16 protein-coding genes are annotated in these 18,435 nt (G+C 60.7%); 8 read left to right on the top strand and 8 right to left on the bottom strand.

Going from position 1 to position 18,435, the window contains the following annotated elements; genetic code table 11:
• Positions 1 to 7: 7 nt before the first annotated feature.
• The 7 genes from KVG95_RS18615 to gshB all read right to left on the bottom strand — a co-directional run bounded on the left by KVG95_RS18615 (position 8) and on the right by gshB (position 6,031).
• Complete coding sequence (locus KVG95_RS18615) at positions 8 to 1,279, bottom strand: dihydroorotase (protein WP_008007433.1); 1,272 nt, start codon at positions 1,277 to 1,279, stop codon at positions 8 to 10.
• On the bottom strand, positions 1,276 to 2,280 hold the full coding sequence (locus KVG95_RS18610; RefSeq protein WP_007897943.1) for an aspartate carbamoyltransferase catalytic subunit: 1,005 nt from the start codon (positions 2,278 to 2,280) through the stop codon (positions 1,276 to 1,278). The genes KVG95_RS18615 and KVG95_RS18610 overlap by 4 nt, the downstream gene beginning before the upstream one ends.
• A gap of 27 nt (positions 2,281 to 2,307) precedes the next feature.
• Positions 2,308 to 2,811, bottom strand: a complete 504-nt coding sequence (pyrR, locus tag KVG95_RS18605) for a bifunctional pyr operon transcriptional regulator/uracil phosphoribosyltransferase PyrR (protein WP_052964999.1) — start codon at positions 2,809 to 2,811, stop codon at positions 2,308 to 2,310.
• Between the two features lie 99 nt (positions 2,812 to 2,910).
• Positions 2,911 to 3,348 (bottom strand): Holliday junction resolvase RuvX, encoded by a 438-nt coding sequence (ruvX, locus tag KVG95_RS18600; RefSeq protein WP_007897947.1) that lies wholly within the window; start codon positions 3,346 to 3,348, stop codon positions 2,911 to 2,913.
• Positions 3,348 to 3,920, bottom strand: coding sequence for a YqgE/AlgH family protein (locus KVG95_RS18595; RefSeq protein WP_052965000.1), 573 nt, complete (start codon positions 3,918 to 3,920; stop codon positions 3,348 to 3,350). The genes ruvX and KVG95_RS18595 overlap by 1 nt, the downstream gene beginning before the upstream one ends.
• Positions 3,921 to 4,100: 180 nt before the next feature.
• Positions 4,101 to 5,000 (bottom strand): energy transducer TonB, encoded by a 900-nt coding sequence (locus KVG95_RS18590; RefSeq protein ID WP_217857467.1) that lies wholly within the window; start codon positions 4,998 to 5,000, stop codon positions 4,101 to 4,103.
• 77 nt (positions 5,001 to 5,077) lie between these two features.
• Entirely contained in the window at positions 5,078 to 6,031 is a 954-nt protein-coding gene (gshB, locus tag KVG95_RS18585) for a glutathione synthase (RefSeq protein ID WP_038980983.1), read from the bottom strand.
• 232 nt (positions 6,032 to 6,263) lie between these two features.
• Between gshB and pilG the strand changes: the two genes are divergently transcribed.
• From pilG to KVG95_RS18555, 6 genes are all read left to right on the top strand, one after another.
• Positions 6,264 to 6,668: a twitching motility response regulator PilG gene (gene pilG / locus KVG95_RS18580; RefSeq protein ID WP_038980984.1), complete on the top strand. Its 405-nt coding sequence runs from the start codon at positions 6,264 to 6,266 to the stop codon at positions 6,666 to 6,668.
• A gap of 57 nt (positions 6,669 to 6,725) precedes the next feature.
• Positions 6,726 to 7,091 carry a twitching motility response regulator PilH gene (gene pilH / locus KVG95_RS18575; protein ID WP_007897961.1) on the top strand — a complete coding sequence of 122 codons (366 nt, stop codon included), beginning with the start codon at positions 6,726 to 6,728 and terminating at the stop codon, positions 7,089 to 7,091.
• Positions 7,092 to 7,101: 10 nt separating this feature from the next.
• A complete protein-coding gene (locus tag KVG95_RS18570; RefSeq protein WP_217857466.1) occupies positions 7,102 to 7,656 on the top strand; it encodes a chemotaxis protein CheW in 555 nt (184 codons plus the stop codon).
• Positions 7,657 to 7,812: 156 nt separating this feature from the next.
• Positions 7,813 to 9,870, top strand: coding sequence for a methyl-accepting chemotaxis protein (locus tag KVG95_RS18565; protein WP_217857465.1), 2,058 nt, complete (start codon positions 7,813 to 7,815; stop codon positions 9,868 to 9,870).
• Positions 9,871 to 9,921: 51 nt separating this feature from the next.
• Positions 9,922 to 15,825, top strand: coding sequence for an Hpt domain-containing protein (locus KVG95_RS18560; protein ID WP_217857464.1), 5,904 nt, complete (start codon positions 9,922 to 9,924; stop codon positions 15,823 to 15,825).
• A complete protein-coding gene (locus KVG95_RS18555) occupies positions 15,818 to 16,273 on the top strand; it encodes a chemotaxis protein CheW (protein ID WP_217857463.1) in 456 nt (151 codons plus the stop codon). The genes KVG95_RS18560 and KVG95_RS18555 overlap by 8 nt, the downstream gene beginning before the upstream one ends.
• Before the next feature lie 152 nt (positions 16,274 to 16,425).
• Here the strand turns inward: KVG95_RS18555 and KVG95_RS18550 are convergent, their stop codons facing one another.
• Positions 16,426 to 16,803: a DUF6124 family protein gene (locus tag KVG95_RS18550; RefSeq protein ID WP_123357313.1), complete on the bottom strand. Its 378-nt coding sequence runs from the start codon at positions 16,801 to 16,803 to the stop codon at positions 16,426 to 16,428.
• 584 nt (positions 16,804 to 17,387) lie between these two features.
• On the opposite strand from KVG95_RS18550, the gene KVG95_RS18545 reads away from it, so the two are divergent.
• The gene (locus KVG95_RS18545; RefSeq protein WP_217857462.1) at positions 17,388 to 18,017 is read left to right on the top strand and encodes a nucleotidyltransferase domain-containing protein; all 630 of its coding nucleotides are present in this window, start codon (positions 17,388 to 17,390) and stop codon (positions 18,015 to 18,017) included.
• A complete protein-coding gene (locus KVG95_RS18540) occupies positions 17,980 to 18,423 on the top strand; it encodes a hypothetical protein (protein ID WP_217857461.1) in 444 nt (147 codons plus the stop codon). Before KVG95_RS18545 ends, KVG95_RS18540 begins: the two co-directional genes overlap by 38 nt.
• Positions 18,424 to 18,435: the final 12 nt, after the last annotated feature.

Below are 18,435 nucleotides of genomic sequence, written 5' to 3'. Positions count from 1 at the left end.
ACAGGTCTTAAGCCTGGTGGCTGATCCGCCCATCCACCAAGGTGTAACGCACCACACCCGGCAAGCTATGGCCAATGAACGGGCAGTTTTCACCCTTGGACAGCCAGGTCTCACCGGCCACGGTCGAGGCCGCAGGGTCGAACAGTACGATATCTGCAGGCCCACCCACCGCCAGCTTGCCCGCCGGCAAGCGCAACGCTTCGGCAGGACCGGCGCCCAAGCGTGCGAGCAGCGTCGGCAAGTCGAGCAAACCGTCTTCCACCAAGGTCATCGCCAGCGGCAGCAGTAGCTCAACACTGCTGATACCCGGCTCGGTCGCGCCGAACGGCGCCAGTTTGGCATCGCGTTCATGGGGCTGGTGATGGCTGGAAATGGCTGATACCACCCCCGACTTCACCGCTGCCCGCAGGCCGTCGCGGTCCGCACGAGTGCGCAGCGGCGGCTGGACGTGATAGAGGCTGCTGAAGTCGATCAGCGCTTCGTCGGTGAGAATCAGCTGATATAGCGCCACGTCCGCCGTGACTTTCAGGCCACGGGCCTGGGCCTGGGCGATCAGCGCCACACCGCGGGCGCTGGTGAGCTGGCTGAAGTGCGCACGCACGCCGCTTTGCTCGACCAGCAGCAGATCCCGGGCCAGGGCCACGGTTTCGGCTGTTTCCGGAATGCCTGGCAAACCAAGGAAACTCGCTGTCGGGCCTTCGTGAGCCAAGCCACCTTCGGCCAGATCATGGTCCTGCGAATTGAAAATCACCGTCAGGTCGAACGTCGCCGCGTATTCCAGCGCCCGGCACAGGGTGCGGGTATTGCGGAAACTCTCCAGGCCATTGCCGAAGGCCACGCAGCCGGCATCGCGCAGCGCAACGAGCTCTGCAAGCTGCTCGCCGTCCAGGCCTTTGCTCAGGGCGCCGATCGGGAAGACTTTGGTGTTGCCGGCTTCGCGAGCGCGGTCGAGGATCAGTTCGGCCACAGCCGAAGTGTCCAGCACCGGTTTGGTTTTGGGTGGGCAGCACAGGCTGGTCACGCCACCGGCTGCGGCGGCGCGGGTTTCGCTGGCGATCGAGCCTTTGCGGCTGTAGCCCGGCTCGCGCAGGGCGACGTTCAGGTCAACCAGGCCCGGGGCCGCCACCAGGCCCTTGGCGTCGATGGTGTCTACTGCAACGAAACCAGCCGGAGCGGCGCCGAGGGCGACGATCTTGCAGGCTTCAACGTGGATATCAGTCACTTGATCCAGGCCGCTGGCCGGATCGATAACGCGTGCGCCGAGAATGCTGAGCTTCACTGGGCGTTCTCCTGCTCGAATTGGCGCTGGGCAGTTTGCCCGCTCATGGCCATGGACAGCACGGCCATACGAATCGCGATGCCGTAGGTCACCTGGTTGAGGATCACCGAGTGCGGGCCGTCGGCCACCGCCGACTCAATTTCCACCCCGCGGTTGATCGGCCCCGGGTGCATGACGATGCAATCCGGTTTGGCCCCGGCCAGGCGCGCGGTGGTCAGGCCGAACAGGCGGTAGAACTCGCCTTCGCTCGGCAGCAGGCCGCCGGTCATGCGTTCACGCTGCAGGCGCAGCATGATCACCACGTCGACGTCTTTCAGGCCTTCGGTCATGTCGGTGTAGACCTTCACACCGTATTGCTCGATGCCGATCGGCAGCAGGGTTTTCGGCGCGATCACGCGGATGTCCGGGCAGCCAAGGGTTTTCAGGGCCAGCATGTTCGAGCGCGCTACCCGCGAGTGCAGGATGTCGCCGACGATGGCCACCGAAAGGTTTTCGAAACCGCCCTTGTGCCGACGAATAGTGAGCATGTCGAGCATGCCCTGGGTCGGGTGGGCGTGACGGCCGTCGCCGCCGTTGATAATCGCCACTTGCGGGCAGACATGCTCGGCGATGAAGTGCGCCGCGCCGGAATCACCGTGACGCACGACGAACATGTCGGCGGCCATGGCTTCCAGGTTGCGCAAGGTGTCGAGCAGGGTTTCGCCCTTGCTCGCCGACGACGTGGACACGTTCAGGGTGATCACGTCGGCCGACAGCCGCTGAGCTGCCAGTTCAAAGGTGGTGCGGGTGCGGGTGGAGTTCTCGAAGAACACGTTGCACACGGTCTTGCCGCGCAGTAACGGGACTTTCTTTACCGCCCGGGCGCCGACTTCGAGGAACGAGTCGGCGGTGTCGAGGATTTCCGTCAGCAGCTCGCGGCGCAAACCGTCGAGCGAGAGGAAGTGGCGCAGCTGGCCCTGATCATTGAGCTGCAGCGGGCGCTTGGTTTCTAGAGGCGTCATCGCGAGGGGGACTCTCAATAGGGCGAATTAAAGGGCGAGGTCTTGAAGTTCGAGCTTGAGTTCCGGGCCGGACAGCTTCACCCGTTCGTGGGCCGCCAGCGACAGGGTCGCGCCAACCACGTTCGGGCGGATCGGCAACTCACCGGCGTCCAGGTCCAGCAGGCATACCAGCGTCACACTGGCCGGGCGGCCGTAGTCGAAGAGTTCGTTCATCGCGGCGCGGATGGTCCGACCGCTCATCAGCACGTCATCAATCAGTACCAGGTGTTGGCCTTCGATCTCGAACGGCAGCGCCGATGGGCGTACTTGCGGATGCAGGCCGTTCTGGCTGAAGTCATCGCGGTAGAACGAAACGTCCAGGGTGCCCAGGGGCGAATCGCTGCCCAGTTCATCGAGCAACGCCTGCGCGACCCAGACGCCACCGGTCCGAATACCGATGTAACGCGGTTCGTTGATGCCACGGTTTTCCAGATAAGCCTTGAGGCGGATCGCCATCTGGCTGATCAGTTCGGCGGGATTGGGCAGGCTCATGATTTGCTCCTTCTTTGTCCCGAGCCGGATGTTGCTTGAGTGGTGGCTCGGGTTGTAGCTAAGGGAGACGCCGCAGCGGCTCTTCAGAATTAGGTGCGGTCAGGATTCGAACAGCGCGGTGTTTTCGTCGAGCCAGCCTTGCAACAGCAGCGCGGCGGCGATGGCATCGACCGGGTTGTCGCGGTAACTGCCTTTCTGGCCGCCCCGGACCAGGCGTTCGCCCTTGGCCTCGAAGGTGGTCAGGCGCTCGTCATGCGTATAGAAGGGCAGGTTGTAGCGTCCGTTCAGGCGTCGGGCGAACTTCTCGGCCCGAAGGCACATGTCGCTGGGTGTGCCGTCCATGTTCAGCGGCAGGCCGACCACCACAGCGTCGGGTTTCCACTCTTTAATCAGGGCTTCGACCTGATTCCAGTCAGGAATGCCGTTTTGCGCCTTCAAGGTGCACAGCTCGCGGGCTTGGCCGGTAATCACCTGACCGACCGCAACGCCAATCTGTTTGGTGCCGTAGTCGAAACCCAAAATCAACCGCAGGGCCATCAGGCGTGCCCCGCCTGGCTGGTGAGCAGGCTGAGGTTGACGCCCAAGTGTTTGGCCGCCGCTTCAAGACGCAATTCGCTGCTGGTGTTGAACAGGATGTCGGCATGGAACGGGCAGGTCAGCCAGGCATTGTCGGCCAGTTCGGCTTCCAATTGCCCGGCTTCCCAACCGGCGTAGCCGAGGGTGATCAGGCTTTTCGCGGGGCCGACGCCGTCGGCGATGGCGAACAGCACGTCCTGGGAGGTCGACAGGGACAACTCGTCTTCCAGATCAACGGTCGCCTGAAAAGATTTACCCGATGGGTGCAGGACAAAACCGCGATCGGTTTGCACCGGGCCACCAATAAAGATCGGCACATGCTGGCAGAGCAACGGCGGTTCGATATCGGGGCGCAATTGCTCGAGGATATCGGCCAGGTTAAGGTCCTGCGGGCGGTTGACCACCAGCCCCATGGCACCATTGGCCGTGTGCTCGACGATGTAGGTCAAGGTGTGCGCAAAGTTCGGGTCGGCCATGTGAGGCATGGCGATCAGGAAGTGATGCTTGAGGTAGCTGGGGCTGACGTTCTTCATGAGCGCTAGTGTGGCGTTGGAGGGGCGAACTGACAAGCCGAGGATGCCGCAATTTGGCAGTCGGCACAGACCAAATGTGGGAGCGAGCTTGTTCGCGAAGAGGGCGGTACATACAACATTGATGTCGACTGCCCCGACGCCTTCGCGAGCAAGCCCGCTCCCACAGGGGTTTTGTGCTGGTCAATTACTGGAGAGCTTGTCCCCACGCGCAAACTTCCAGGTGCGGATGATTTCCAGACGGTCAATGTCTGACAGATCCCCGGTAAACGGTGCAAACGGCGCCGCCAGCCTTACGATGCGCTGCGCCGCCTGGTCCAGCAGGGGCTGGCCGGAAGATTCCAGCACCAGCACTTCATACAGCGAGCCGTCGCGGTTGATCGAGACCATCAGTCGCAAATTGCCGTAAATCTGTTTGCGCCGGGCTTCGTCGGGGTAGTTGAGGTTGCCGATGCGCTCGACCTTCTTGCGCCATTCATCTTTGTACCAGGCACCCTTGTCGCGCATGGTCGATGCGGCGCTCAAGCGGTGAATGCGCGGGCGCTTGGCGTACAGCTGTTGTTCGCTGGCCAGTTCCGCTTCCAGGCTGGCGATGTCGCTGGACAGCTGCGCGCTGTCGAACGTCGGTGCCGCCACTTGGGGTTTGGTCAGGGGTTTGGGTTCTTCAGTCTTGGTTGCGGCTTTTTTCGGTTTCGGCGCGACGGTGGTCACAGACGCCTTGGGCGCGGCTTCCTGCACTTGAGGCTTGGCCGCCGGCGGAGGGGTGACTTGCTGCACCTTATTGTCCTGGAATGGCGCGACCTCAGTGGTCTTGGGAACCGCCTTTTTCTCCAGGGTACCGCTGCCTTCCTGATTTTCCTGGGCGAGAAAATCAGCTTTATCAGGCTTCTTTTCGCTTTTGAAAGTGGCGAGGGTAATTTCCAGGGTTTTACTGATTTGCTTGGGTTCGACCATGGAGAACCCGACGCCCAACAGCAAGGCCAGGTGAATCAGCGCCGCCAGAAACAGGGTGAAACCGAGGCGATCAGCCGGACGCACGCCACGGTGGGCGAGTTCAGGGGGCAGATCGGACGGGAGTGTCATAACAAGAAAACCAACATCGCGTTTTTTACAAGCCGGGGATGATAACGCAATGTTGGTTGTTTCTTGGCTGTTCTCGATCAACGAGTCTTGAGCTTCTGATCGATGGCATCCATCAAAAGGCCACCAATGTCGGTGCCGAATGCGTTATCGATCTCGCGAATGCAGGTCGGGCTGGTGACGTTAATTTCGGTCAGATGCTCACCGATTACGTCGAGACCGACGAACAGCAAGCCCTTCTCGCGCAGGGTCGGGCCGACTTGCGCGGCGATCCAGCGATCTTTCTCGGTCAACGGTCGGGCTTCGCCACGGCCACCGGCGGCGAGGTTGCCACGGGTTTCGCCGAGCGCGGGAATCCGTGCCAGGCAGTAATCCACCGGCTCGCCGTCGATCATCAGGATGCGCTTGTCGCCATCAACGATTGCCGGCAGGTAACCCTGGATCATGATCTGCTGACGGCCATGCAAGGTCAGGGTTTCGAGGATCACCGACAGGTTCGGGTGGCCAGCGGTGTGACGGAAGATCGACGAGCCGCCCATGCCGTCCAGCGGCTTGAGGATCACGTCGCCGTGATGGTCGGCAAATTCACGCAACACGTCCGGGCGACGGCTGACGATGGTCGGCGGCGTGCACTGCGGGAACAGCGTGGCGAACAGCTTTTCGTTGCAGTCACGCAGGCTTTGCGGCTTGTTGACCACCAGTACGCCGGCATTTTCCGCTTGTTCCAGCAAGTACGTGGAATAGACGAATTCCATGTCGAACGGCGGATCCTTGCGCATCAGGATCACGTCCAGATCGCTCAGCAGCGCATCGCTTTCGGCGCCCAGCTCAAACCATTTTTCCGGGTTGGCGAACACCTTCAGCGGACGCATCCGCCCGCGAGCCTCGCCTTCGGCCTGATACAAATCGCGCTGTTCCATATAGAACAGTTCCCAGCCACGCTTTTGCGCGGCCAGCAGCATGGCCAGCGAGCTATCCTTTTTATAGGAGATGCTGGCGATAGGATCCATGACAATCCCGACGCGAACGCTCATGGGGTTTTCCTCGAAATTGGGTGGAAAGTGTTGTGAAAAAGTGGCGTCAGAGTGGCGCTGAGTGTGTTCCCGGTCAAGGAAAAACCACCGCCAGGGTCGCCCGATAGATTGGATGGGGAGACTGTGCTAAAAAGGCTGCCATGCCGTGTTGGCCCTTAAGTATCAAGGGTTTCGAGCCAACGATAAGCGGCAAACGGACAAATTGATTCACAAAGGCGACGGTAGAGCCCCTATGGAACAGCATTCCAGCGCCTTGAAGGTCATGGTGATCGATGATTCGAAAACGATTCGTCGCACCGCCGAAACGCTGTTGAAAAATGTGGGCTGTGAAGTCATCACCGCAATCGATGGTTTCGATGCCCTGGCCAAGATTGCCGACAATCACCCCGGCATCATCTTTGTCGACATCATGATGCCGCGTCTGGATGGTTATCAGACCTGCGCTTTAATCAAGAACAACAGTGCGTTCAAGTCCACGCCAGTGATTATGCTGTCGTCCAAGGACGGGTTGTTCGACAAGGCCAAAGGCCGGATCGTCGGTTCCGACCAGTTTTTGACCAAGCCTTTCAGCAAGGAAGAACTGCTGAACGCGATTCAGGCCCATGTACCGGGCTTCGCCGCCGTTTCGCCGCAGTAGGACACGCACAGTGACGCTCGGCCATGGGGCCCGGTGTCGACAAGAATGGGGAAGACCATGGCACGTATTCTGATCGTCGATGACTCGCCGACTGAAATGTACAAATTGACCGGCATGCTCGAAAAGCACGGTCATGAGGTGTTGAAAGCCGAAAACGGCGCCGACGGCGTGGCCCTGGCCCGTCAGGAAAAACCCGACGCGGTGCTGATGGACATCGTCATGCCCGGCCTTAATGGTTTCCAGGCGACCCGTCAGCTCACCAAAGACCCGGAAACCGGGCACATTCCGGTGATTATCATCACCACCAAGGATCAGGAAACCGACAAAGTCTGGGGCACGCGCCAAGGCGCCAAGGACTACCTGACCAAACCGGTCGACGAAGACACCCTGATCAAAACCCTGAACAACGTGCTGGCCGGTTGATCGTCCGGTCATGACCGAGTCGCTGACGGCTTTCGAACTGCTGCTGCAGATTGACCAGCGCTGTCGTCTGCTGGCGGCAGACCTGCCGTCCCAGCCGACCCGACAAGACAGTTGGAGCGGCATCGGCTTTCGCTTGGGCGAGCATTGGTACGTCGCGCCCATGGGCGAAGTCAGCGAAGTTCTGCACGAACCGCGCGTTACCCAATTGCCGGGGGTCAAACCCTGGGTCAAGGGCGTGGCTAACCTGCGCGGGCGCCTGCTGCCGATCATGGATTTGCATGGCTTTTTTTATGGTTATGAACCCGGCCATGAAATGCCGGCCTTGCGTAAGCAACGGCGGATATTGGTGGTGGAGCACAAAGACGTGTTTGCCGGGTTGATGGTCGATGAGGTCTTCGGCTTGCAGCACTTTGCCCAGGACAGTCTGGAGCCGGTGCCGGCCGATGACTTGCAAGGGCCGATGTCGGCGTTCGTCAAAGGCCGGTTTCGGCGTGAGCAGAAGTGGCAGGTGTTCAGCCCGTTTGCGTTGGCGCAGTCGCAAGGATTCATGAACGTCGCCGTATAACCGGCGCGACGCCGATTCAATGTGGGAGCGGGCTTGCTCGCGAAAGCGGTCATTCATTCAACATTGATGCTGACTGACCCATCGCCTTCGAGAGCAAGCCCGCTCCCACAGGGTTCTCGGCAAGGTTCACAGATGCTGGTTAACAGGCGAGGACCGATGATAAAAGCTAAAACAGGCAAGCCAGAAGGATCGCGCAGTCGGTCGCAGATCATCGTGCTGTTCATCGCGCTGATTGTCTTCATCATGCTGCTGTTCGCCAACTTCGCGTACCTCAACACCCAGGCGAATTACGACAAACAGTACATCGGCCACGCCGGTGAGCTGCGTGTGCTGTCCCAACGCATCGCCAAGAACGCCACCGAAGCCGCCGCCGGCAAGGCCGCGGCGTTCAAGTTGCTCAGCGATGCACGCAACGACTTCGCCCAGCGTTGGGGCTATCTGAAGAAAGGCGATCCCTCCACCGGCCTGCCCCCGGCACCGTCCACCGTGCGCCCGGAAATGCGCGCCGTGCAGCTGGATTGGGAGCGTCTGCTGAAAAACACCGACGCCATCCTCTCCAGCGAACAGACCGTTTTGTCCTTGCATCAAGTCGCCGCGACCCTGGCTGAAACCGTGCCACAGTTGCAGGTCGAGTATGAAAAGGTCGTCGAAACCCTCCTGCAACGTGGCGCCCCCGCCACTCAGGTGGCGATGGCCCAGCGTCAGTCGCTGTTGGCCGAGCGAATTCTCGGTGCGGTGAACACCGTGCTGTCCGGCGATGAAAATTCGCAGCAGGCGGCCGACGCTTTCGGTCGCGATGCGGCACGTTTCGGCCTAGTGCTCAACGGCATGCTTCAGGGCAATGCGGCACTGAAAATCAGCCAGGTCGAAGACCGTGATGCGCGCGCCCGGTTGACCGAGATTTCCGAACTGTTCGAATTCGTGTCGGGTTCGGTTGACGAAATCCTCGAAACCTCGCCGGAGCTGCTCAAGGTCCGCGAATCGGCCACCAACATCTTCACCCTGTCGCAAACCCTGCTCGATGAAGCCTCGCACCTGGCCAGCCGTTTCGAAAACCTCGCCGGCGGGCGCAACACCGATACCATCGGCGGTTACGTGCTGGGTTTGCTCGCACTGACATCGATCATCCTCATCGGTCTGGTGATGGTGCGCGAAACCAACCGTCAACTGCGTGAAACCGCTGAGAAGAACGAGCGCAACCAGAACGCGATCATGCGTTTGCTGGACGAAATCGAAGACCTCGCCGACGGCGACCTGACCGTGACCGCCTCGGTGACTGAAGACTTCACCGGGACCATCGCTGACTCGATCAACTATTCCGTCGACCAACTGCGCGATCTGGTGGCGACCATCAACCTCACCGCCGGCCAGGTCGCCGCCGCCGTGCAGGAAACCCAGGCCACCGCCATGCACTTGGCCCAGGCCTCGGAGCATCAGGCCCAGCAGATTTCCGAAGCCTCCACGGCCATTAACGACATGGCCCAGTCCATCGATCAGGTCTCGGCCAACGCTGCCGAATCCTCTGCGGTGGCCGAGCGCTCGGTGGAAATCGCCAACAAGGGCAACGAAGTGGTGCACAACACCATCCACGGCATGGACAATATTCGCGAGCAGATTCAGGACACCGCCAAGCGCATCAAACGGCTGGGGGAGTCTTCTCAGGAAATCGGCGACATTGTCAGCCTGATCGATGACATTGCCGACCAGACCAACATCCTCGCCCTCAACGCGGCCATTCAGGCGTCCATGGCCGGTGACGCCGGGCGCGGTTTTGCGGTGGTGGCCGATGAAGTGCAGCGCTTGGCCGAGCGCTCGTCAGCGGCGACCCGGCAGATCGAAACACTGGTGCGGGCGATTCAGACCGACACCAATGAAGCGGTGATTTCCATGGAGCAGACCACCACCGAAGTGGTGCGCGGCGCGCGTCTGGCGCAGGATGCCGGGGTGGCCCTGGAAGAAATCGAAGGTGTATCGAAGACCCTCGCGGCATTGATCCAGAGTATTTCCAACGCCGCGCAGCAACAGACTTCGTCGGCCGGCCAGATTTCCCTGACGATGAACGTGATCCAGCAGATCACCACGCAAACCTCGTCCGGCTCCACCGCCACCGCCGAGAGCATTGGCAACCTGGCGAAAATGGCCAGCCAGCTGCGGCGTTCGGTGTCCGGTTTCACCTTGCCGGACGCTAAAGCGCAGACTGCGGACAAAGCTTGAACCGACTACGGGTGTTTGCTTTTTTTGACTGGAGCGGTGATTGGAGTGGTTATGGGTGATCGGCACGACTATGTGGCCCTCGAGTGGGTCAAAGGCGAGATTGCCGAAACGCTGAAGCAGGCTCATCAGGCAATCGAAACCCTGATCGACGACCCGCAGGCGACGCATGCGCTGAGCGAGTGTCTGGCCTGTGTCCATCAGGTTCACGGTAGTTTGCAGATGGTCGAGTTTTACGGCGCGGCTCTGCTCGCCGAAGAGATCGAGCAGCTGACCAGCGCCTTGCAGCAGAACCGCGTCAGCCATCGCGACGAGGCGATCCATCTGTTGCTGCACGCCTTGGGACAATTGCCGACCTACCTCGACCGAGTGCAAGGCGCCCGTCGTGACTTGCCTTTAGTCGTGTTGCCATTGATCAACGACCTGCGCAGTGCCCGCGGCGAAAGCCTGCTGTCGGAAACCAGTTTGTTCAGCCCACAACTGCCGGAGCTGGCGCCCCTGAGCCCGCAAGCCCTCGCAGTGCTTGAACCGTCCGACTTGCCGAATGTGCTGCGCAAATTGCGGCAGATGTTGCAGATGGCCCTGGTCGGTTTGTTGCGTGAGCAGGATGACGAACCCCATTTCGGTTATCTGGCCAGGGTGTTTGCGCGCCTCGAAGCGCTGTGCGGCAATGCGCCCCTGAGCCCGTTATGGCAAGTCGCTTCGGCACTGGTCGAAGGCATGCGCAATGGCTCGATCGCCAACAGCCCGGCGTTGCGCAGCCTGTTCAAGGACGCCGACAAAGAGCTCAAGCGTTTGCTCGAACAGGGTATGCCCGGAATCAATCAACCGGCACCGCCGGAGCTGCTCAAGAGTTTGTTGTTCTATATTGCCAAGGCCGAACACCCCACCGGGCAGATGCTGACCATGAAAGATCGCTACTCACTTGACGATGCGCTACCCGACGGCGCGATGGTCGATGAAGAACGGGCACGGCTGGCCGGCCCTGACCGCGACGCCATGCGTTCGGTATTGTCGGCGCTGTGCGAAGAGTTGGTGCGGGTCAAGGAGCGCCTGGACCTGTTCGTGCGCAGCGACCGCCAGCACACCTCGGACCTCGAAAACCTGCTGGCGCCCCTGCGGCAAATCGCCGATACCTTGGCGGTGCTCGGTTTCGGCCAGCCGCGCAAGGTCATCATCGATCAATTGGCGGTGGTGCTGAGCCTCGCTCAGGGCCAGCGTGAACCCAACGACGCGACCCTCATGGACGTCGCCGGGGCCTTGCTCTACGTCGAAGCGACCCTGGCCGGCATGGTCGGTACCGTGGAGCCGGAAAGCCAGGAAGACAGCCGTCTGCCGACCACCGACCTGACGCAGATCCATCAGATCGTGATCAAGGAAGCGCGCATTTGCCTGCAACAGGCCAAGGACATGATCGTCGACTACATCGACGCCGACTGGGACCGCCAGCATTTGCAACCCTTGCCGGCGTTGCTGACCCAGGTGCGCGGTGCGTTGGCGATGATTCCGTTGGCCCGTGCGGCGAGCCTGGTCGAGACCTGCAACGGCTTCATCCGCGAGCATCTGCTGGTGGACCCGGACCAGCCCGGCTGGCAGCAACTGGACAGCCTGGCCGACGTGATCACCAGCATCGAATATTACCTGGAGCGCCTCAGCGACGACCCTGAAGCACCGGGAGAACACCTGCTCGACGTCGCGGAAAAAGGCCTGGCCTCACTCGGCTTCTTCCCCAGCGAACAGCAGGTGCCGATGCTCAAGGATGTACTCAGCCCCAGTGAAGCCCTGGTTATGCAGGACATGCAGGAACTGGACGACCCCGAAACCGTTCAGTCTCTGGCCGATGTGTTGGCCAGCCCGGTGTCATCCGTCAACCCGCCAGCCCTGACCACGCCGGGTAGCCTGTTGCCGCCGCCCGCCGGTGAAGAACCGGTGGATGATGAGCTGCGGGAAGTCTTCCTCGAAGAGACTGACGAGGTGCTGGAAATCCTCGAGGAGTATCTGCCGCGCTGGTCGGCCAACCCCGACAGCACATCGGTCTTGAGTGAATTGCGTCGCGCCTTCCACACCCTCAAAGGCAGTGGCCGGATGGTCCGTGCGCTGGTGCTGGGTGAGTTGGCCTGGGCGGTGGAAAACCTGCTCAATCGCGTGCTTGAACACAGCGTTGCACCTGGGCCTGCGGTGCAACAACTGGTGGGCGATGCGCTGAAGCTGCTACCGGAACTGGTGGCCGAGTTTGCCGCCAATGCCCAGCGCCAACGCAACGATGTCGATCAATTGGCCGCCCGTGCGCATGCCCTCGCCAAGGGTGATAAACCGGTGTCCGGTGAGGACGTGCAGGATGTCGCGGCGCTCGATCCACTGTTGCTGGAGATCTTCCGCAACGAAGCCGAAACCCATTTGAGCAGCCTCAATCGCTTCCTCGACCAAGCCTCCGAACACGTACCGCTTCAGGCCAGCGACGAGTTGCAGCGGGCGTTGCATACGCTCAAGGGCAGCGCCTCGATGGCCGGCGTGCTGCCGATTGCCGAGCTGGCGGCGTCGCTGGATGAACTGACCCGGGAGTACAAGGCGCACCGGATTGCCCTCGATCTGGACGAAGTTGAATTGCTGCTGGAAGCCGAAGGGCTGTTCCGCCTTGGGCTGCGACAACTCAAGAGCGACCCGCTGGCTGAAATCCCCGACGCTCGCTCGCTGATCGAGCGAACCAAGGCATTGCTGGCCGAGCGTCTGCAAAACCTGTTGAGCACGCCCAATACGAAGCAGCGCATCAAGCGCGATCCGCAACTGATCAACAACTTCCTCGCCCAGGGCATGGACATCCTGCTGGACGCCGAAAGCCTGTTACAGCGCTGGCAGCAACATCCCGGCGAGCGGCAGGAACTCAGCGCGCTACTGGATGAATTGACCACCCTCGGCGAAGGCGCGCACCTGGCCGATCTGCATCCGGTGGATGAGCTCTGCGAAGCATTGCTCGACCTTTATGGCGCGGTGGAAGAAAGCAGCCTGGCGGTCAGCGACAGGTTTTTCCACGAGGCGCAAAGTGCCCATGAAGCGCTGATCAACATGCTCGATGAACTGGCCGCCGGCCAGGAAGTCACTGCGCAACCGGAGCGCGTTCGGGCCTTGCGCGGCTTGCTCGATGAGAGTCTCGATCCATCCTCCATGGGCCTGATTCGCAGTGACGGCAGCCGCACCCTGAGCATCCGCGAACTGGGCAGCGCCACCGCCGAGCTGGAGCAAGCCGCGACGCAGGTTGAGCTGGACGACGAAATCGTTTCGATCTTCCTTGAAGAAGCGGTGGATATCCTCGAAAGCGCCGGCCAGGCCTTGCAACGTTGGCTGAGTGACCCGGACAACGCCGCGCCGCTGTTGTCCTTGCAGCGCGATTTGCACACCCTCAAGGGAGGTGCGCGGATGGCCGAGGTCGAGCCGGTCGGCGATCTGGCCCATGAACTTGAAAGCCTTTACGAAGGCCTGGTGGACCGCCGTTACAGCCACAGCGAAGCACTGGCGCAGTTGCTGCAACAGAGCCATGACCGACTGGCCATGTTCCTTGATCAGTTGCAGCACAACCGTCCATTGGGTGATTCGGGTGAGTTGATCGCGGCCATTCGTGAGTTTCGCCAAGGCAATGCCGGCAGCGTCGAGGTGGTCGAACCAGCGGTCAGCAATGACTCGGCGGGCCATGATCCCGAGCTTCTGGAGATCTTCCTCGAGGAAGGTTTCGACATCATTGAAAACTCCGGCGCGGCACTGTTGCGCTGGCAGGCCGAGCCGTCGAGTCGCCAGGAAGTGGAAACACTGTTGCGCGATCTGCACACCCTCAAGGGTGGCGCGCGGATGGTGGAGATTGTGCCGATTGGCGACCTGGCCCATGAACTGGAATTCCTCTACGAAGGCTTGTCGGCGGGCGTGCTGCAACCCACCGCTGAGTTATTCTCGCTGTTGCAACGCAGCCATGACCGACTGGCGCAGATGCTCGACGCCACACGCGCCGGTCAGCCATTGCCGCCGGCCGATCGGCTGATCGATGCGATCAAGAATTTCAGCCATCCGGCGGTGCCCGAAACATCGGCACCCATGACGCTACCCGTAGCGGCCAAAGCCGAGCCAACCGCGCTGCAACCGGAAGGCACCGATACGGTCAAGGTTTCGGCGGAGTTGCTCGACGACCTGGTCAACCTGGCCGGCGAAACTTCAATCTTCCGTGGGCGCATCGAACAACAGGTCAACGACGCACGGGTGGCCTTGAACGAGATGGAAACCACCATCGAACGCATGCGCGACCAGTTGCGCCGCCTCGATACCGAAACCCAGGGGCGGATTCTCAGCCGTCAGCAAGTTGAGGCTGAACGCCTGGGCTACGAAGAATTCGACCCGCTGGAGATGGACCGTCACTCGCAGTTGCAACAGTTGTCTCGGGCGCTGTTCGAGTCTGCCTCCGACCTGCTTGACCTCAAGGAAACCCTCGAGCGGCGCAATCAGGACGCGGAAAACCTGCTGCAACAGCAAGGCCGCATCAACACCGAATTGCAGGAAGGCCTGATGCGTACGCGCATGGTGCCGTTCGAGCGAATGTTGCCGCGTTTGAAGCGCATCGTTCGTCAGGTCGCCAGCGAACTGGGCAAGGACGTGGACTTCATCGTCGGCAACGCCGAAGGCGAGATGGACCGCAACGTCCTCGAACGCATGGCCGCGCCGCTGGAACACATGCTGCGCAACGCCGTCGATCATGGCCTGGAATCGGCCGAGGTGCGTATCGCGGCGGGTAAACCGGCCCAAGGCAAGATCACCCTGGATTTGTCCCGAGAGGGCGGCGACATCATTTTCGACATCCGCGACGACGGTGCCGGCGTGCCTTTGGACGCCGTGCGGCGCAAGGCGATCAAGCGCGGATTACTCCACCCGGACAGCGATATCAGCGACCGCGACGTGCTGCAATTCATCCTGCAACCGGGGTTCTCCACCGCCGAAAAAATCACCCAGATCTCCGGGCGTGGCGTGGGCATGGACGTGGTTCACGAAGAAGTCCGGCAGCTCGGCGGCAGCATGATCATCGACTCTGTGCCAGGGCAGGGCGTGCATTTCCGGATTCGCCTGCCGTTCACCGTGTCGGTCAACCGCGCGCTGATGGTGCAGTGCGCAGAGGATCAATACGCGATCCCGCTGAACACCATCGACGGCATCGTTCGGGTGTTGCCCAACGAACTCGAAGGGCATTACCGCCTCGATCCGCCGACCTACGAATACGCCGGGCAACGTTATGAGTTGTGCTATCTCGGCGAGCTGCTGAAAACCAGCACCCGCCCGAAACTGCTGGGCCAGAGCCTGCCGTTGCCGGTGTTGCTGGTGCAGTGCAACGAGCGGCACGTCGCGGTGCAAGTGGATGCCATGGCCGGCACCCGGGAAATCGTGGTCAAAAGCCTTGGCCCGCAGTTCGCCGCGGTGCAGGGTTTGTCCGGCGCGACGATTCTCGGCGATGGCCGGGTGGTGCTGATTCTCGACTTGCTGGCGCCGATCCGTGCGATGCAAGCGCGGGTGCCGCAACGACCAGTGACACAGGACGTAGAGCCCGAATCGCAACGGCCGCTGCTGGTGCTGGTGGTCGACGATTCGGTCACCGTGCGCAAGGTCACCAGCCGTCTGCTGGAACGCCACGGCATGAACGTGCTGACCGCCAAGGACGGTGTCGACGCCATGTTGCTGCTCGAAGAACACATGCCCGACCTGATGCTGCTGGACATCGAAATGCCGCGCATGGACGGCTTCGAAGTGGCGACCCAGGTACGCGCCGACGAGCGCTTGCAGCATCTGCCAATCATCATGATCACCTCTCGTACCGGCCAGAAACACCGCGACCGCGCCATGGCCATCGGCGTCAATGACTACCTCGGCAAGCCATACCAGGAATCGGTGCTGCTCGACAGCATCGCCCGGTGGAGCAAAACCCATGCATGAACACCGCTCCAGCAACCTCACTGGGCTTTTATTGCCCTTGGCTGATCGCAACCTGATCCTGCCTAACGTCGCCGTCGCTGAGCTGATCGACTATCAGCCGGGGGCTTTCGATCTCGATTCACCGCCGTGGTATCTGGGGCGGGTGACATGGCGGGAACGGCAGATTCCGCTGCTCAGTTTCGAGTCGGCGTGTGGCAACAAAGTGGTGATCGGTGAGCGAGCACGGATCGTCATCCTCAACGCCCTCGGCGGGCGGCCTGAGCTGAAGTTCATTGCGCTGCTGGTGCAGGGGATTCCGCGGTCTTACAAGCTGGATAGCCAGTTGAGCTATGTCGATGTGCCGTTGTGTTCACTGGAACAGGCGGCGGTGCAGGTTGGGGAGCAAGTGGCGAAGGTGCCTGACTTGCTCGCGCTGGAGGAGCTGCTTGTAAGCGCAGGTCTGGTCTGACCGGACCCCTGTGGCGAGGGGCTTGCCCCCGTTGGGTTGCGAAGCAGCCCCAAAACCTGCAACCGGGATGTATCAGGTAAACCGAGAACAATGGTTTTACGACTGCTGCGCAGCCGAACGGGGGCAAGCCCCTCGCCACAGGGGTTTGTGCGTTAAACCCCGGCCTGAGCCTTCATCTGCAACGACTCATGATGATCCAGCACCCGCTCCACCAACAACTGCACGCCATCTGCCAAACGACTGAGCGCCAAGGCGACAGAGCGGCGTGAGCCTTCCACATCGTCCGCCAGATCGGCCGCAATGGCGCTGATGGACAGCAGGTCTTCGGAGGCATTGGCCAGAAGGGCTTCGGTGTCGATATCGGGGGAGACGGTGAAGAGCTGGGATTTACGGCGTTTGGCGGGTTTTTCGTGGGGTGACGGGAAGTAATGGGAGAAGGCGCGGTCAGCGGCTTCCTTCATTTTTTCTGCATCGAGGGATGCTTGGGAATCGGTCCCGGATTCTGGCGGGTTGGGAGTAGCTTTGAACATTGTGCATCTCCAGTAATGAGTTTCAGCTGCTCCATCGGTTCCAAGCGAAGGGGTGGCAGCTGTACGCAGGTTGGAACCCGAGGTGGAGAAAACCCGGCAGACCCGAAGGTCTCCCGCGTACAGCCGCCATAACGGAGTGCACACATTAAAGGTGCGCAAGCATACGTCATGAGGGGCGCTTTTGCGCCTTCTACACCTCGGGGTTCCAAGCCCGGTCGCTGAATTGCCAGCGACACACAAACGATAAAGATCAACGCAAAACCGCACCAGTCGGCGGGTTCCGGCATTGCTGTAGGCAGCGACGCCAGACCGCGTAGCCTCTCACCGTTCCTGCGGACAAACTTTTAAACACAAAACTCCAAGCGGTCGGACCTCCCTGTGGTGAGGGGGCTTGCCCCCGTTCGGTTGCGCAGCATTCGTAAACCATTGTTCTCGGTGTACCTGATACATCCCGGTTGCTGGTTTTGGGGCTGCTTCGCAACCCAACGGGGGCAAGCCCCCTCGCCACAAAGGTTTCTGCATTAGGTTGAAGATTCCCAAAAAGGGACCTATCGTTCCTTTTTTGGGACTTATCGGTCGTTGCCGTGAAAAACCTGTCACTAAGTGAAGCCTTGTTCACCACCACCCAGCAAAAAGTGCTCGGCCTGCTGTTTGGTAAACCCGACCAAAGTTTTTACGCCAACGAGATCGCCCGCTGGGCTCAAGTGGGTAAAGGCAGCCTTATGCGCGAGCTGGATCGGTTGCAGCGGGCAGGCGTGCTGACCATGACCCGTCAGGGCAACCAGACCCACTATCAAGCCAATCCCGACTGCCCGATCTATGCGGAACTGCTGGGCATTGCCCGCAAAACCTTTGGTATTGCCGAGCCTCTGCGTCAGGCGCTTCAACCCTTTGCCGAACAGATCACCTGGGCATTTGTGTATGGCTCTATCGCCAAGGATCAGGCAAACGCATCCAGTGACATTGATCTCATGCTGATCGGCGAGGGCCTGCACTACAGTGAAGTGATGGAGCGGCTTATACCGATGGAGGAGCAGTTGGGCCGCGTCCTCAACCCGACGCTCTACACACCCGACGACTGGGCCGCAAAACTGGCGGCTGAAAATAGTTTTGTCGTGCGGGTAGCGCAGCAGGACAAAATCAATCTGATGGGGGGAAACCCTTTGGAGTCCAAGGATGGGCAGCAACGAGAACCTGGAAAACCTGTTACGTAGCGGTGGACTGAAAGCTGAGCCGCCGGATCGCAAGGAATGCGAAGGGCTGATGCGTTCGGCTGTGGATCGATTGAAAGACGCGCAAACGTCTTCGCTTTCCTTCGCGAGTCGTTTCGACCTGGCTTACAACGCTGCCCATGCCCATGCCCATGCCCATGCCCTTGCACTGACGGCTCTTCGCTTGTGCGGCTACCGTTCAGACAAGCGATATCTGGTATTTCAGTGCCTGGTTCATACCGCTGATATTGGCAAAGTACAGGTTCGGCTATTCGCCCTGTGTCATGAGCGACGAAACCTGGCGGAGTACGAAGGCTATATGGATGAAGATCCGGCGTTGTTGGCGCAACTATTGGAAAACACCGCGCAGCTGCAGATTCGTGTGCAGCAGCAGATGACCGGAGTGTAATGCTCTGCCATT

Source organism: Pseudomonas farris, from assembly GCF_019145235.1.
In the GTDB taxonomy this organism is placed as follows: Bacteria; Pseudomonadota; Gammaproteobacteria; order Pseudomonadales; family Pseudomonadaceae; genus Aquipseudomonas; species Aquipseudomonas farris.
This window is presented reverse-complemented; position numbering and strand designations above follow the sequence as displayed.

Coding starts and splice junctions, on each gene's coding strand:
- KVG95_RS18610 (WP_007897943.1), bottom strand. CDS start 2,280: ATGACGCCTCTAGAAACCAAGCGCCCGCTGCAGCTCAATGATCAGGGC.
- pyrR (WP_052964999.1), bottom strand. CDS start 2,811: ATGAGCCTGCCCAATCCCGCCGAACTGATCAGCCAGATGGCGATCCGC.
- ruvX (WP_007897947.1), bottom strand. CDS start 3,348: ATGGCCCTGCGGTTGATTTTGGGTTTCGACTACGGCACCAAACAGATT.
- KVG95_RS18595 (WP_052965000.1), bottom strand. CDS start 3,920: ATGAAGAACGTCAGCCCCAGCTACCTCAAGCATCACTTCCTGATCGCC.
- KVG95_RS18590 (WP_217857467.1), bottom strand. CDS start 5,000: ATGACACTCCCGTCCGATCTGCCCCCTGAACTCGCCCACCGTGGCGTG.
- gshB (WP_038980983.1), bottom strand. CDS start 6,031: ATGAGCGTTCGCGTCGGGATTGTCATGGATCCTATCGCCAGCATCTCC.
- pilG (WP_038980984.1), top strand. CDS start 6,264: ATGGAACAGCATTCCAGCGCCTTGAAGGTCATGGTGATCGATGATTCG.
- pilH (WP_007897961.1), top strand. CDS start 6,726: ATGGCACGTATTCTGATCGTCGATGACTCGCCGACTGAAATGTACAAA.
- KVG95_RS18570 (WP_217857466.1), top strand. CDS start 7,102: ATGACCGAGTCGCTGACGGCTTTCGAACTGCTGCTGCAGATTGACCAG.
- KVG95_RS18565 (WP_217857465.1), top strand. CDS start 7,813: ATGATAAAAGCTAAAACAGGCAAGCCAGAAGGATCGCGCAGTCGGTCG.
- KVG95_RS18560 (WP_217857464.1), top strand. CDS start 9,922: ATGGGTGATCGGCACGACTATGTGGCCCTCGAGTGGGTCAAAGGCGAG.
- KVG95_RS18555 (WP_217857463.1), top strand. CDS start 15,818: ATGCATGAACACCGCTCCAGCAACCTCACTGGGCTTTTATTGCCCTTG.
- KVG95_RS18550 (WP_123357313.1), bottom strand. CDS start 16,803: ATGTTCAAAGCTACTCCCAACCCGCCAGAATCCGGGACCGATTCCCAA.
- KVG95_RS18540 (WP_217857461.1), top strand. CDS start 17,980: ATGGGCAGCAACGAGAACCTGGAAAACCTGTTACGTAGCGGTGGACTG.